1 protein-coding gene (only partly in view) is annotated in these 17,428 nt (G+C 63.6%); it reads left to right on the top strand.

All 17,428 nt of this window come from inside a single coding sequence — locus ACIBJI_RS39090, LuxR C-terminal-related transcriptional regulator (protein WP_397088085.1), on the top strand. Of the gene's 57,066 coding nucleotides, 15,519 precede the window and 24,119 follow it; the stretch shown corresponds to coding positions 15,520–32,947 — codons 5,174 (complete) to 10,983 (partial); the first codon wholly inside the window starts at position 1. The start codon and the stop codon both lie outside this window.

Genomic DNA, 17,428 nt, shown 5'->3' with positions numbered 1-17,428 from the left:
CAGGATTCGATGCGTCGGGCGCTCCGAACGGTCCAGGCCCTCCTCGAGCGCCTGAGCGAAACAGGCTGGCAGCGGGTCTTCGAGACGGGGCGACTAACAGAGGTCTTACGGTGGATCGGGCGGCGACTCGAGCTTGATCCACAAATCGAAGCCGACGATCGGCCGGATCGCCTCCGCAGCCAGCTGGATCGTGAGCTGGGACGACTCCTCATGCTCGACCGGCCCGCACCGGATCCGCGGCCTCTGGCAGACGATCCATTGGCCGAGTTGCGATTGGCGAGTGCGGTAACAGAGGCACCGACGATGCTTCGCCTGGTCGAGTTGAGCGAGTTGTTCCTCGGGCTGAGCGAGGCGGAATCGCAGTGCCGCCCCAAAGGCGTCGATGTGGCACGGCTGGCCGGTGTCGACGAGGGAACCGTCTCCCATGTGTACGGGGAGTACGCAAAGCGTGGTAGGCCCGCGTTTACCGAAGAAGAGCAGCGGGTGCTCGTCGCGGCGCAGTGGCTTGGTTGGCCGATACCAGCCGGGTTCGACCGAGTTATTGATCCGATTTTCGCGCAAGAGCGATTTACTCCACCCCAATTGACCGACGGCGCCTTCGTACCGGGAAGCTTCCAGCCGCAGCCCACGCTGGCTCAGGTCGGCCGCGCAGCCGGTGTCGGCAGCAAAACGGTGAGCGCCGTATTCACCGGGGAAATCGCGGCGGATTCCGAAAAAGGGCGCAAGGTCCTGGAAGCCGCCGACCGGCTGGGCTTCTGGTACCCGCGAGCACGCGAAATCGCGTTCGTACAACTCCATACCCTGCGTGCCGAATTGGGCGAGTTGCTCGGACTCGAACCCAGGACGATGGACCAGGCACAAGTGCGCGCCAAGATGCAACAAACGGATCACACGGCGAGCTCACCGAAGGCTGGCCGGTTGGCCGAAATCTACCAGGTGCTCGGCGGGTGGGAGCTGGACCAGCAACCCACGCCCCTGGATGTAGCGCAGCTGGCTGGGGTGAGCCGACGCACCGTCAACCGGGTCCTGGCGCGAAAGAAGGCGTTGTACACCGAGGAGGAACAACGGGTCCTCGTCGCCGCGCGATGGCTGGGATTTCCCGTGCCGTACCGCCTCCGCATTGCTATCGATCCAGCGTTTGTTGCAGAGCGTTTCCACCCTCCAACGTTCAGCGAGAGTGGGGGCTTCCTTCCTGGAAAGTTCGATCCGCAACCCACCCACGTCGAGATCGGACAGCTTGCCGGCGTTGAGCGGGCCGCGGTCAGCCGCGTGTTGAGTGGCAAGATCGCGGCCGATTCCGATCGAGGACAGCGGGTACTTACGGCAGCCGCACAGCTCGGTTACTGGCAGCCCGCACCCGAAGAATCGGATCGTGTCGAGGACTGTGTCATCCAAGTGGTTCGCGTCATGCGCGCACTGCGTTTGGCCGACGACGATGAGCCTGAACCCGACGCCAATGACGACAAGTGGCACACCGAAGACAACTGGCGCGCATTGGAAGCCGGCATCCTGGCTCAACTCGAGAAGATCTGGCCACCAACGACGGCACAGCCGGTCCCCTCGGAATCCGCCAATGCCGCGCTCGCGGCGGTCGCCGACGCCATCACGAACAACAGCAACGGCGTCGATACCGCAGTCATCGTCGTCGATGACGGTGTCGAAGCCCACGGCTACCTGATCACCGCCGTCAATGGCGAACTCATTGTTTTCGACACCAATATCGAGCACGCGGATGACGAGGATTCGGAAATCCGCATCCCTCGCGTACAAACCTACGACCGGTGGCGGCAGTCCTACACACACATCAGCGAAGCCTTTGTCACCTATCTGAAATCCGAAAACGGCAGCCTCACCGCCGTCGACGCCCCACACGACGACCATGAGGCCCATGAGCACCCGAGCCGCAAGATCACCGGCCGACCGGGCGATAGCGAGGGCGAGGAGACCGCGGCAGAACTGCATGCCGCCTCCGAAACATATGAACTCCAAGACATTCTGACCCGAGTCGATGAAACCGGCGTCGATCCGGCAACGGCGGAACAGGTCAAGCAAGCCATCCGCGGACGCTTTGAGCGGCAGCGTCGGAAGATCCCCGGGAGCGGCCAGAAACAGGATCATATTGCCGCGGAGCAGACTGCCCAGTGGGTAAACGACATCATGCTCTTGCGAGCACTGCGGGATCTCGCATCGTCGCCTGGGCGGGAGACCACTCACGCTGCGCCGCCTATCGCCCACCACATCACTGCGCAGGAACTCGCTCATGACACCAGTCAGTTGCCGACCGCCTTGGTGACGATGGTTTCCCACATCGCGAGCGTCAGCCGTGATACCACAGTCACCGATCAGGCGAAGCTTGCCATTCTCAATGTCTACAACGGGTACCTAGAGACAGCCACCAAGTCCATATACCGCGATCACCACGTGAAAAAGCAGGCTGGCTCGGTAGCCCACTTCCCAGAACATGTCGCGTCCGTACTGGCCCAGACGTCAGCCGATACGTTCCTGCAAACGCAGGCGGCGCGCGCGCTCATTATGGATACCGCCGTAACCCTGACGTACCAGTGGTTCGATAAGACTCGAAGAAGGGCTGAGCGAACCGACACTAGTGTCGCGGACCTACTGGCCGAGATCTACCGGCGTAATCACCAGCCTCTATCCGAGGCGCGGCTCGGTGAACTCCAGGATCAGTTGCGTGGCTTGCGAGCCGAATTGGAGGAGCTAGCGCCGCGACGGCTTGCGGTCCTGGCGCGGGTATTGAACATGCCGGAAGCAGATGCTGCACGCTGGCCAACAGGTTTCGTCGCACTACTCGCCGAAGTCGAACAGCTTTCCCACGCCGTCGAGGCCTGGATCGCCGCCGGAGTACCGATCACGCCGCGCATGACACGGGAGATCATGAACAGCGACCCCGCCATGCTTGGGGGAATCAAGGGGGAGATCGGGTTAGCCGAACAACTCGATGGGATCCATGCGCTGGGTACCCTCGTCCACCTCGAAAATCCAGATCGCGGTCGGCTGGATAGTGAGGTGGATGTCTCGACCGACGAAGGCCGAACGTGGCACGAGGCGAAGAACTACCACCTGGCCATGCAGCTTCGAAGGCAGACCAGACTAGAGGCGCAGGCGCGCAAGCAACTCCACATCGCGTATCGGAATCCCGAGTATTGGGTGGACGGCCTTCCGCCACAGATCAAGTGGCATTTCATGAACGGCGTGCATCCGACGGTCCGCGCCGCCTTGGAAGCCATTCGGATCGAAGACGAATCCGGCCGGGTCGTCGATGGGTACCGCATCGAGGTCATCGACGGTTCCGCCACCGAACGCGATAGCACTGCGCCACATCCAGACGGCACGCCATCTGTTCAGCCCGATGTGCGAATTTCCTCCCACGCGCAAAGTGCGGCTCGTCCGAACGATGAGCCGGATCCGAGCATGGCACCGGATCAGACACGGCCGGATACACCCGACACCGTCACGCCGGCCATTGTTCGCCGTAGGGCATTGACACAACGCCAGATCGAGATCCTCGAGCTGGTCGCGGTCGGCAAAACAAACTGGGAAATCGCGCAAATCCTCGAATTGGCCTACGGGACGGTGCAAGAGCACCTGCTCAATATCGGTCGCAAACTCGGAACCGGGCGGCGAGAGGTTATGGCAGCGGCGGCCGTGGATGCTGGCCTGCTCCGCCGTTCGGAACCACCGACAAGTACCGAAACCGAAATCGACAAACTCCGAACCGCGCTGTGTGCGGCGCTGAGAGCGGGCGCGCAACAGCCCGATCCGGAGCAAATCCTCGCCGAGGCGTCCTCGGAACAGTTCGATGATGCGATCCTCGAACTCAGCCCCCAGCAGCGAAAGGCGCTGCGCATGCTCCGCCAGGGTGCTCCGGCTACTCCGATGGTCCGGAGCACAGCAACCCAAGCCGCCGTCCGACTGGTCGCTACGATTTCCGCCGCGCATGAACAGCGCGAGGCGATATTGAGCAGGGCTTTGGCGGAGGCGAGCCCCGAGGAGTTGCGGGAGGCACTCGGTCGGCTCACGCTTGTGCAGCAGCGGGTCGTGGTCGGTCTCTACGAGCGCGGATTGTCACCTGCCGCCGTGGCGTCGGCGTTGGGCTACGACGACGAGTCCACCGTCAGGCATTTGGCGCAGGGGGCGGTTCGCCGGATGGCGAAACGCATCGGCTTCCGGCGCGGCCTGTATCGCCCGCCTGCCCTGGCGGCCGCGTCCGCCCCGATGGCTGTGCAGCGCGCCGACGAACCCGCGCTCACCGCTGCGCAGACGGACATGCTCATCGAAACCGCGCGCGCCGACGAACCCGAAGTTCTGCAATGGTGCATCGAGTGGGCTCATCGCGAGGGCATTCTCGATCACGAGGAACTTCCGGTCGCCCGGTTGCTGTTCGCGGCGGGGGCAAGCGTGCCCGAAGCAGCCGCCGCGACTGGTATGACCGAACGAAGGGTCGCGAAGGTATCGGCGGAAGCGCGGTCAAAACTCGCGCAACCGCTGTCGGCACGGTTGGGCATTTCCGAGCCGACGCCGTATGAGCAAGCTTTCCAGCGCGGCCAGCGCGTGAGTGCGCAGGAAACGGCGCCCCATTCGGCCGACCCGACCGAAAATACGGCGCACGAGCTACTTCGCACCGTCCTGGACTGGTTGAACACACGGTTTCCGCTCGATCCCGCAATCCCGTCTCGCCCCGATGCTGGTTCGACGGCGCCAGCCGAGCGCCAAGCGGGACACCAGCCGCTGACCGGTCGTGAGGCCGATGTATTACGCCTCGTTGCAGCTGGTCTGACTTACCGGGAAGTAGCACAGGCACTTCACATCGCGGAGCCGACAGTCCGCACCCATATGCGCCATATCCACGGCAAGCTCAATGCCGCCGCACTCACCGAAGCCATACTCGCGGCACGCAACCAAGGCGTCGACCTCGCAATCAGCACCGAAGCCGACCCTGGACTCACCGATAACACTCCGCACTCGGCCGCAGTCGAAAGTAACTCGGCCACAACGACTTCCGCCGGTTCTGACGAACCGACGGATGCGCAGTCGACACTACTGGGCACGCGCTCCACGACGGATACCGAAACGGCATCCGATAGCAATCGCGACGAGCAATCACATGATTCATCCGATTCCCGTGCGCGCCCACTCATCGCCCCGGCGGGTGTGCGTGCGGTGCTCGGTCCGCTGGCTCGTCACTTCCGGTTCAGCAGGCGTGGCCGCGTCAGGTTCCTCGGTGGCGGCATGGTGCGATCGCAGGTGCGATCGCAGGTGGAGGCCTTCGAGCAGCAGTTCATCGCGTTGCGCCCACAGCTCGAGACAATCGGCGCGCAGGACTGGTACACCCACACGCTGGAGCGGATCCGTACGGCTGTCTCGGTCGCACCATTGGCGCGGTACGCCAACAGGTACGGCCTGGAAACACCGAGAAACGCCGAAGGCGAAGCGATGCACCCCGACGAGGGCATCAACGGCCAAGTGGCCGCCGACGGCACGCTCACATTCGTTGTCCACGCGTCCCCGCGCACTCCGCACGGGCGCACGATGTTCGAGGAACTGTGGAACGCTGTCGGCGACAACGTGACTCAAATCCGTGCTGTGTGGCGGGCCGGCACCGAGCTGACCGACAACCTCGATTCGTTCAATCGCCGCATTCGGCAACGGCTTTCGCCGAATGAGGCCGCATTGGGTACGTGGACCGGAAAGATGGCCGCGCACCACGGTTTCACCGAGACGATCGTCGAGATGGATGGTCCCGTCGGGGAGTACGACGACGTCCAGGTGGTATTCCGCCGTCCGCCCAGCGTTCCCGAGGCATCGGGCGAGGTGTTATCCGCGCCGTCGACAGCGACGAAGGCGCGGGCCGGTGCGACGGCCCCGGTTCGGCAGGACTGCATAATCCAGCTGGTCAGAGCACTGTGGTACCTGGGCCACGACAGTGCATGGGTGCCCGGTGAAGGCGAAAACCTTTGGCCCGACCTGGAAGCCGCCGTCGCCGCACAGCTCGTCGAAGTGGCACTCCCAACCACCGCGACCGAGCCGAACACCGAGCAGTCAGAGATCGCCGACCCCCTGGCATCGGTCGTCGACATCGTACGCAACAAACGCGGCGGCGTGGACACCGCCACAGTCGTCGTCGAACGCGGTAACAGGTCTCACGGCTACGTCATCACCAATGTCAACGGCGAAGTCGTCATATCCGATTCACTCGCCAGTCCACAAATTCGCCACTACGACGAATGGAGCCCGCCCTACCCGCGCGTCGACAGGGCATTCGTCGCCTACTTCAAGTCCGAGAACGGCGTCCTGTCCGCCCTACACGACCCCGTCTCGGATGATGTCCCCCGAACACATCCCCAGAATCCGATCACCGGCCCAACAGATGACCCGGGCGTGGGCCGCGGTTCCGAATCGAATCGCCCTGTGGTCGCGGATCTGTTGGCGACTGTCGATAGCGCACAGCTGGCGTCGGTACGTGAAGCTGCCGTAGCGGAACGTCATGCCGCAGTGGTGGATTCACACGCGGCAGCGGGTGAAGATCTGGAGCGCTTCCAGCAGCTGAGCCGGACGATCGATCGGCTCGGAGAGCTGACCGATGCGATGGAGCATCCGGAGGCGGTTGCCCCGGAACGGCTGCGGTTGCTGGCGCACTTGTTCCATGCGGAGGCCGAGCGGCAAGCGGCGTTGGCTGAGGCAAACCAGCTCGGCGGACACGATATCCGCGATCCGCGACGCAGGCAGGAGGCGGCCGATCGCTTGGCGGCCGCGGCCGACCGGGTCGACCAGGTCGCGGCCGCGTTGGAGACGCCGCAAACAGGTGTCCCGGCGAATATCGACGTCCGGAGTTTGCTGGCAACAGTGGATTCCGGCGAGTTGGAGTCGGCATGCACGAATGCCGAGGCCCAACGTCGAGCCACGGTGGTGGATCCGCGCACCGCAGCACCCGAAGAGTTCGAGCTCTTACGGAAACTACGCCGGAACGTCGGGCTGCTCAACGAATTGCGCAATGCCATCGACCATCCGGAAGCCCTTCCCCCGCAACGGCTTCGCCTGCTGGTGCATTACTTCCACGCCGAAACCGAGCGGCAGGCGGCGGCGAGGGCACTTGCAGCGGTCGAGCGCTATCGGGCGGCCGCCGACCGGGTTCGCGCGGTCGCGAACGCGTTGAACTCGAGCAGACGGGACGGTGCAGCGGCTGCCCAGTCAACCGCGGGAACAGAGGTAGGGGCCGCGGCTACGACGCACGGGGCAAGCACCGAAGCAGCCCCCGCCGGTGTGGACACACCGGACCCGCTCAATTCCACCGACCAGGAGTTGCACAACTGGGCCGCAACACTTTCCGACGATGACGCACAGCGACTGCTCGCCGATACAACAACCGAAATCGCAGCCATTCTCGATGCGTTCCGCCGCGGCGAGTCACCGTCGGTCCGAACCGCGGTCGGCGCGGGGAGGTTGCTCAATGTCGTGTTGTGGGAGCAACTCCGCCGATTCAAAACGAAGACCCATTCCGGCAACATCCCCGACTACCCGACGCTGTTCGCGGTCGCCCGCGACGTCGCGGCTCGCCTGCCGGAGGCGCGGGCGCTATATGCCGCCGCGAACGCACTGTTCAACCTCACTGGCGCATTTCCCCTCGGCGCGCCGCTGGTACCTGAACTCTTTCCCGCTCCAGACAATGAGCTGAATTTTCTGGACAGTGTTCCCTCGCACCTCGGGCACATGGTCGAGCTTATGGAGAAGACCATACAGTCTGTACCCTGGGCCGAAGAATCTTCACTTTCAGAGAATGTCCGACCGGCGCTCGCACATCGCGAAGACACCGAGGAAGCGACCAAGAAAGCATTCGGACTCGGCAGACACCTCGATGCGCAAAGGGCCGATCCTACGGATTGGGCAGACTTCATCGATAGATATCTGCTGGCCAGATCGGTCGATGGATTCGATGCCGATATCGACCAAGCCTTCCGGTCATTGCAAACGGCATTGGCGGAATTCGACCGTGCGCAAACCGGATCGAGCCAGAACGTCGCCGCAAGTGCGGCATCCCTGCTGCCCGTTATTGCAACGGCGGCCGAATATTTCCTGGCCCGAACCCTGCAGCCCGACCTCGCATTGGACATAGCGCAAAGAATGGATCAGGCGTTTGCCGTGGCCGCGGCTCACGCGCCTGATCTGCAACCGTTGCAAGCTGCGGCACGAATAGTCCGCGATCTGCTCGTCGCTATCGCTGAACGTACGGCGAGGCTGACAGATTACGGTCACCCGCTCACTATGCGAAAACTCGCGTTCAAGCATCTTGCGCTCGGCACGCCGTTCCGTGACTTGCTCGAGCAGGCAGTACACGAACTCCGCGGAGAAGAACAGGCACCGCCACACGATGGCAGTGCTGCGCCGCAAGAGGTGGGTGCTTGGCCGCTGCCGCAACCTCGGGTCGAGCTGAATCTGGGTCCTGTTGCCGCGGTAAGCGATATCGGCGTGGGGCCGGAAAACGATGGGCATGACACCAATGAGGATGCGTTCAGGATTGCGGTGGCGACCGGTCCCGACGGGCAACCCGTGTACCTCGCGGTGGTGGATGACGGCATATCGAAGCGGCCCCGCGGCGATCACGCGGCCCGGGTCGCGGCCGACGCTTTTCATGATCACGCGATGGCAGCGTTGGCCGAGCTCCGGCCTGGCCAGCCGTGGAATCCGTTGTCGATCGTGCGGAAGGCGACGGCGGCTGCCGATAAGGCAGTTCGCGATCTGGCGAATCTCCCCGAGTACGCCGGTCCCGAAAAGCCGCCCGCATGCACGATCGTTTGCGCAATGGTGGTGGGCGGGCAGGTCATTGTGGACTGGAGGGGTGACAGCCGGGCGGCGTGGCTCGCCCTGGATGACGGCCCGTCCAAATGGCTGACCAGTGACGATACGAATATTGCAGAGATTCGGCACCGCTTCGGCGACTGGACCGAAGAGCAGGTCAAGAATTCGGCGATGTACAGCGGTCTGCAGCGTTACCTCGGTGCGGGCTCGAAGGACGGCGAATCGCACGCGAAGGTCGCAGATGACGTGAGCGGTGACGGTGTTGTTGGCCTGTTTTCCGACGGCGCATTGGAGGCGATCACCGGCGAAGCAGCGCCCGAGAAACTCACCGAAATCGTCAAACGAGCCCTGGCCCAATCGAACGGGAACCTGCTCGCGGCATCGCACGCACTCCGAGAACGCGCCCTGGCCGCCGGAGCCGACGACAACATAACCATTGCATTGATAAAGGTTCCCGCACACGAATCCGCGCCCCGGACGCCCGCGTCGGCAGCACAGCAATCGTCAACAGCACCAAAGGAGTACCGAGGTACCGGTGATCCTTTCAGTTCCAAACCAGGTCGCGCGCGCCGAAATGATGGTGGCCACCCAGAAGCGATTCCCGCCACGAAGAATGGGACGCCGGTCGAGGGCTTCCTCTCATTCATGGCACCGCCCAACGAGGTATGGGGTGCCGGACGCGCCCCCCGATCCGACCAAGAGCGTCCCGCGACCCATGATCCCGAAGGCGACCGCAGTTCCGAGGTCCATGAGCCGCTCATTCCGGTCGATACGCCGGCGACGGATACGAACGCTTCCGTGCGACCACCACGTTCGCTGGTGGTCGGGTTGGCCGCACAACTGCTCGATACGCGGCGCACCAACCAGCCGACCGACACCGCTGGGTACGATTCGAGCCTCGATACAACCACCGATCCGGCATGGATATCCGCCCACGGCAGCGATCGAGTCCCCCTGGACACCACCGCTTTCCATGAGCTTCCGCACGACGTGCAGGCCGAATACCTTCGCCTCGCCGAGATGGCGGCGCCCTTGGTCCTCGATGCTTTGCGTGCCGGGACCGACATCTCGAGTGCCGACTTCCTCGAACATACGAGTAGCAGGATCCACGATGCACGGCTGCAACGCCATTGGCGCGCGGCCACTCCGGAACAGCGTCTGCCGTACAACGACCCGGGCTATTCCGAGGAACAGCGCGAGCAGGATCGGCATTTCGCACGCGCGGTCCGTGATTTCATCCTCACGGAGAACGCCATCGCCCCTTCCGGCGACCCATTCGAATCCTGCACCACCGCGATCGAGATCGCCGCGGAGTTGCGTCGCAGACACCACGTCGATGTGTTCGGATTCGACTTGCCCGGTGTGTCGGTGGAATTCGCACGAGCGTTCGCCCTGGCGATTCACGTGCTGTTGACGAAATACCCGCATGTCCAACTGCATCGGGTAGGTATCGGCCCCGTCTCGGGCATCCCACCGTTCGCCACGAGCGACCATGTCGCGGGGAGCGAAACGAGCTACCCGTATACGCAGTCGATCACGGTGGGCAAGAGCCTCGCTACCAGCCCAGAGTTCTTCGCCGTGAACTGGAGGGCAATGGTGAACAGTGGGCGTGCCCCGGGCCCGCTCGACAACCCAGCGCTGGGGTTGGTCCTGCGCGAGTTTGCCCACGCACTGAACAACACCGGTATGCGGAAGGCGTCGAATCGACTTGTTTCGACCCTGCTCAACCACTACGAAGACAACCATGAAGGGCCGACCGCGTGGTCCTCGAGCGCCGGTTATGCCCGGCGAGACAGTGAATTCCGGACCTATGGACGCGACCACCAGACTGACAAATTCGACGCCGCCGCCGCGCTGGCCGGCGCATTCGCGGCGATGGAGCACGACGCTGCCACCGCAACGGTCGGGGAGGTACACGCTTACCAGAAACTGCAACTCGCCGCCGAGCAGATGGCCGAGATGTACCACAGCAGGCAGCAATTGGCGGCAGAATACCATCCGGTGACTCCGGCAGAGCAGCGGGACAAGATGGCGATGGTCGCGGCCATGAAGGCCGACCGTAATATCGACCTCCCCGGTTTCGAGAACCCCGGCATCAACCTCGATACCGCCGGTCAACTCGTCGAGGCCGTACTTATCATGATCCGCGCCTTCCGGGTGCTCGCGGCAGCCTTGTCGAAGAGCTCAATTGCCCCCTTGGACGGGGACACCTTCGGCCAGGAGTCTGTTGAGGGCATTGTTTTCAACGAGCTGTGGGCCACTGCGCCCGCGCGGATGCGCGCCGCGGCAGTACAGCAAGTCGCCTCCGGACGACTTCGCGGCGACCCCGAGCGCATGTTCCTCAGTCTCGGCATCCACGAACTGACCCACCTGCTGCGCAGGCTTCTCTCCTCCCAGAACGAGGCGAGCACCTACGGCACGGTGCAAAAGTACTTCAAAGACACCTACGGCTCGTCCGATGTCGGCGCGCTGCGAGCGTGGATGGCGCGTCAATTCAGCTCCTACGGTATCCGCCAGGAAGACGGCGCCCTCATTCCGGCTGAGGCAGAGGCGGAGGCGATGGTGCCCGCCATGGTCAGCGGTCTGACGCCGACTGAAGGCGAGCAGGTCGTCATCGACCAATTCATCGCAATGGATACAGCCGCGGACCTTGGACCCAGCTCGGCAGCCACCGCATCGCGAGAGATCGAATACCGCGCGGGCGACAACGCCGACGATGTGCAGGACCAGCTCGAGCAGCTGGTCGACCAGGTAATGGTGGGTCAACCGGCCGAGGCGCACGCGGAGGGGCTGCGGATGGCCGGTCGGATGGTCAACGCCATCTTCGACGCCGGTATGGCCGAAAGCGCCCGGCTCACGGCGCGGCTGGTCGATCGGCCGGACGGCCAAGAGCTCGAAGTCGCGATGGTCGACAACCAAGGGCGGCGTGTGGCCGGTTACGTGGCCTTGGCCGAACGGTTGTCGGGTGCGGATATCCGGGTGGAGCGCAGCGTCGAGGTCGCGCGCGTCGACGGTGAGCTGCCGATGTCGGTCGATAACGTACTGACGTACTGGCACGACGACCAGCAAGCCGCGGCCGTCTGGGGCGTACTCGACGCATTGACTCTGGCTGCGGGCGAAGATGATTGGTGCGTCGTCCACATCGCCCATACCGAGGACGGTGCGGCCACGTTGTCCGTCGCGCAGGGGCACGGCGAGCGACGCGAGGCCGGGATGACGCTGGCCCTCGGTGCTGTGGCCGGTGCAACCGGCGGTCCGGTACGTATCGCGATTGCGATCGATCCGGAGCAAACGGTGGCCGCGGATGTCGCCAGAGTGCGGTCGGTGCTGCGCCACTTGACGACCGGTTGGCCGCGAGAGCAAAGAGTGCTGGCGGTCGACATGGCCACACGAATGCTCCTGGACGCCCGCCCTGCCGACGATCCGGACCTCACGGGCTGGGTACAGATCGAATTTTCCGGCGAGCCGGGCGATCGACTCGTAACGTTGAGCGTGCTCGACGACCAGACATTGCTGTTGTCGGATGAGATCCGCGAGGAGCTGGGGTCGGGTGCGGTCGAGGAACCTACCGAGACGAGGCCCAGCACAGTAGCCGCTGCGGAGCTGCGGTCGTTGGTGATCGGGCGTGGCAGCGGTGCTGCGGACCGGAACCAGGTCCGGGCCGAAGCGGCCGACCTGGTCCGAGGTCTGCTGGCGGGCCAGGACTCCTGGCCAGCCGAGCAGTTCGGCACGGCAACGCTTTTGGCCGATGAGCTGGTTGGCGCAGTTCCGAACGATGCGGAGACCGACGCAACCCTGGTCCTGACCAAGCTGACGACGGACGACGGTGCCGCGGTCTGCCTCGAGTTGCACGTTCGCGGCAGCGCGGATGCCGAAGCGTTGAACCTCGCCGAGATCTATGCCGAACACTACGGAATCGAATACGTCCCGGGCGGCTACACCGTGTGGGCGGTACTCGGCGACGGAACAGACGCCGCGGCCGAAATGGTTACCGCACTTGCCGATCGCAACGACCAGGCACCCGAACCAGATGAGCGACTGTCCACCGAACCGATGCCGGAGGAGCTGCCCGAGGAACTGCATTCGGCGACGCAACGCGGCGCGAACAAGCTGACCACGATCGCACTCGGTCATTCATCAGATGAGCTGGAGCTGAGCACAATTGTGGCCGCGCCCGGCCGTGTCCAGCTGACGGTAGCCACCGCCCACATCAACACGACCGACCTCGAATCAGCGCCCACCACAACCGATTCCGACACAACCGCCGAAATCCCTGAACACGTCCGCAAATGCCTCGTCCAGACCATGCGTGCCACTTGGGCCGTCGGATACGACCAAGCAACCATCCCCGACGAAAACGCCGAAACCTGGCAGCAACTCGAAGACAGCCTCCACGCCGAACTCACCAGAACCCCCATATCAACCACCACTCCTGACCCACTCGCCCACATCATCGACCGCGTCGAAGAGCCGAGCGACGTCGACACCGTCGTCATCGTCATCGACAACGGCACCAGCGCCCACGGCTACATGGTCACCAACGTCAACGGCACAGCCCTCATCTTCGACACCCTCATCCCCCCATCCTCCGAACCCAACCAACAACAACGCACACCACGAGTCCGCACCCGCACCCAATGGGAACGATCCCTCCCCCGAATGCGTGCCGACTTCGGGGAAATCCGCGACGCCTTCATCCTCGAATTCACCAAAGAAACGGAAGACACCGAAGACACCACCAAAGGCAGCCTCCGCCCCATCCACCAGCCAGACGCCCACGGCCCAACCCCAGAACAACGACAGCACCCGATCCTGGGCAAGCGAAGCAACAACACTCCCGAAGACCCCGACGAAGGGTCGGCACCCGACACCGAGCACAACCCCACGCCTGCGACCAACAGCGAAAACTCCACGGGCAGCGATTCACTGCGGGACGTGGTTCGGAACAACCCCTATGTCGGCGTACGGCTCGGCGCCGAGTTCTTCAACGACGCCGGCGCCGAGCTCATGCTAATGATGACGGGTCTGTACTTCGTGCAAGAGCTCGGACCAGGACCGGCAGGCGCAATCGGATGGGCCGTGCAGCTGCCGCACATCGGCGGCGCACTGATCGCGGGGCATCTGACCGACCGCACCCCACGACCCAAGAAATTGGTGATCGGCACCCAAGTCGTGTCGGCAGCAGGAGGGCTGATAGCAACTGGCGCGCTCGCATCCGGCACGTCGTACGCCGCCCCCATCCTCATCGGAACAACGCTCGTCGGAGCGTCCGCATCCGTCCTCTACAGCAGTGCCGCCGACAAGGTACTTATCGAAATGGCCGGCGCCGCGCAAGACGGACTGAACCGATTCAACAATCTCAGAATGAATCTCACTCGTGTGCTGGGACAGGGCCTGGCGCCCATTGTGCTGAAGGCCGGCGCGTGGACGGCTCCCCTCATCGATGTCAGTACGAACATTGTGAATCTGGCAACATGGGCGGCCTTGCCGACGGTCTCGAACGCACCGAAAACGGAAAAACCGGAGAGCATTCGGAAGTCGATCGCCGAGGGCTGGCGTGCCGTCCAGAACCTTCCGGTGCAGCGACGTTACAACTTCAACCTAGGCCTCACAAATTTCTACTTGGGAATGCAGGGACTGCAATTCACGTCGCTGATCGCCAACTCCGGTCTTCCGGGATGGCAACAGGGAACAGCGATGTTGATCACCCCACTCGGGGGCGTGGTCGGGAACCTGATACCCAAGCGCTGGTTGGAGAAGACCAGCATCGACACACTGCTCACGGCCAGATTGGCCGGCCTGGCCGTGCCCGCGATACTCCAGGCAACCACCACCAACCCCTGGATAGCGTCGGCAGGACTCGCCAGCACATGGGCAGTCCTCGGTTCAGCTGGCATACCCATCGGCACCTATACGAACAAGACGACCCCGTCCGAGGTGCTCGGACGAGTGAGATCGATCGGCACCGTGACGACCCGAAGCACGTTCGCGATGGGCCCAGCGGTCGCCGGCGGCGCTATAGCGCTGTTGGGTCACCAAACGACCGGCATGTCCATAGCCGCGACATTCGGCACCATCGCGGGCTGGTCCCTGTACCACCGGCTGTTCAAAGCCCGCAGACTGCTCGACTGCATCAACCAAACATCCGAAGCAACCTGGGCACTCGGCCTCAACACGGGAATCAAACCAAAGAGGCGGCACAAGAGCCCGGAACACCTCCGGCGAGCCATCGCAACCCAACTCGTCAAAATCCCAGGCGCCGAAGACCCCGTCGCCAAGACCATCGACGACGTCCGAAACCTCAAAGACGGAGCCGACACCGCCGTCCTCCTCCTCGACGACGGCAAGAACATGCACTCCATCACCATCACCAATACCGACAACAAACCTGGCGGCAACGTCGTCATCTTCGACACCAACATCACCAACCCCGACGACCCGCATACCGACCCCAACGACCCTGAGCGCATTCCCCGCGTCCGTACCGTCGACAAATGGAAACAGTCCTACCCCGACATCAAAGAGGCCTTCGTCGCCTACCTCACCACCGACGAGGACGACAACCTCACCAACCTCCACCCGCATGATCCCAACCAAGAAGCTCCGCGCAAAAAGGGCAAAGTCCTTGGCCCACTGGAGGGTCCGGAGGGCAACGGCGCGTCACCCGACATAGAGAAAGCGCTGGCCTCCGACACCGAGCACAACCCAACGCCTGCCATAAACAACGAAAACTCCACGGGCACAGATAGTTCAGCCACGGGCAAGCAATCTCGGGCAATCGCTAGTTCCGCGGATCGCACACCGATAAGCGCTGCAGGCCAAACAGACTCGGAGCAGCACGGAACCACGGAAAAGTCTCCGAGCACCGTCCGCATCGGCGGCACGGCTGCACAGGGTCCAGACCTGAAAACGCCATGGAGCCGTCACTCTTCCATGAAGCCAGCCGAGGCTCTCGGCCGTGCCGTCGAGGAAGATTCTCCGGAGCAGGTAGCTGGTGCGCCCACCGCACCTGGTGTACGGAACGAGGCACCACTGGCTCGGCGGCGGGAACTCATTGCGGAAGAGGTGTATCAGCGGGCGTTGTCAACGCTGCGGAAGCTGACCGGCCGCGGGATTATCGACGTCGATTCGAATGAGCGGCAACTGCTCGCACGACAAATCACCGAAGACACTCTCGTCGCGGCGGATCCGCTATTTACTTCGCCTCAAAAAGATGTCGGGCAGGCAGTGGCGAATATCGCCGGACGTGTGACCACCGAGCACGTCGAGTTCGCGCGACTGCGGCAGGGGATTTTGTCGGCGCTGCCCGAAGATGTGCGCGTCGGTCAATACGGACAGGCGCTGGCTCGCGCGACGCGGCGGGATCTGCGACGGCGTCTCGAGACTCTCCAGAAGGCGCATCCAACCCGGTATCAATGCCTCGTGCTCAGGCACCAGGAGGGACTATCGGTCGAACAGACATCTAAGGCTATGCCATACACCGACCCGACCATCATCGAGTCGCTCGAGTACTACGCCGCACATGCCGTCGCCGGAGTTCCCACTGATCAAGTCGAAGAGCTCGACGCGGGCGACGAATCGGCCGGACCGTCTTCGCTCGACACCGAACTGGCCAAGGTGGCTGCGGCATTCGAGGAGGCCATCGCTGCGGCTGCCGGCGGTGACACGGACAAGCTGAAAAAGCTGCAGCGCGCGATCCGCCGGCTCGATGACCCCGATGCGCAGCGGTGCCTGGAACTCCGGCATCTGAAAAAGCTGACGAACGCCGAGACTGCGGCCGCAATGGGTGGCACTCGCACCCCGAACGCCGTCAAGAAATTGCATCATCGGGCCGCGCGCGTGCTAGCTGAGATCTTGCCGGTGGATTCGAAGACTCTCGTCCAACGATGGTCGAGACAGGAACTCGCGGCCGATGGTGCCCGGATGGGTTGGCGTGACGCACTGGTCCCGCGGTTGCGCGAGACTATTCGCTCCGGTGCACTGCCCGTGGCCGGCGTGCTGCCGACGGCCGCTGAACTCGCCGAATACCTGGAATTGCCTACAGAAAGCACCGTCGGGCAGGCGTATCGGCAACTGGCCGCCGAAGGATATGTGGTCAGCAGGCGCGGGATCGGGACCTCGGTGACCCCCGCCGACAGCTGGCCGGATGCGCCGAATCCCGGTGCGGGGCCGACTTTGACTGGGCGGGAATTGCTCACGCTACTTGTGCAGGGGTCATCACGGGCGGAACTCGCTGCGGAGGCAGATCGCAAGGGCTGGCAAGCCACATTGCTTTCGGCCTTGCGCACGGTGATCGAGTCGGGTCGGTTGTCTGAGGGTCGGTTGTTGCCTGCCGCCCGAGAACTCGCCGAACGGCTGGGGTTGTCGTCGGCAACCTCGGTGGGCAAGGTGTATCGGCAGTTAGCCGCCGAAGGCTATGTGATGATCAGCCACGGAGTGGGTACCGCGGTAGCGAGCCCAAACCAATGGCTGAACAAGCGGCAAGCCACTGAACAGACCACGGAAGCCGCCGATGAAGCTGAGCCACAGGCGCGCTCGCGTACACCGTGGTCCGATCGACGCTCCCCTGCCGCGTCGCCTAATCCAGCCCCAACCACACCCGAGGCCGCCCAAG

The organism is Nocardia sp. NPDC050408 (assembly GCF_044458905.1).
Classification (GTDB): domain Bacteria; phylum Actinomycetota; class Actinomycetes; order Mycobacteriales; family Mycobacteriaceae; genus Nocardia.
The sequence above is the reverse complement of the archived record's forward strand: the minus strand, read 5'-3'. Positions and strand labels throughout refer to the sequence as shown.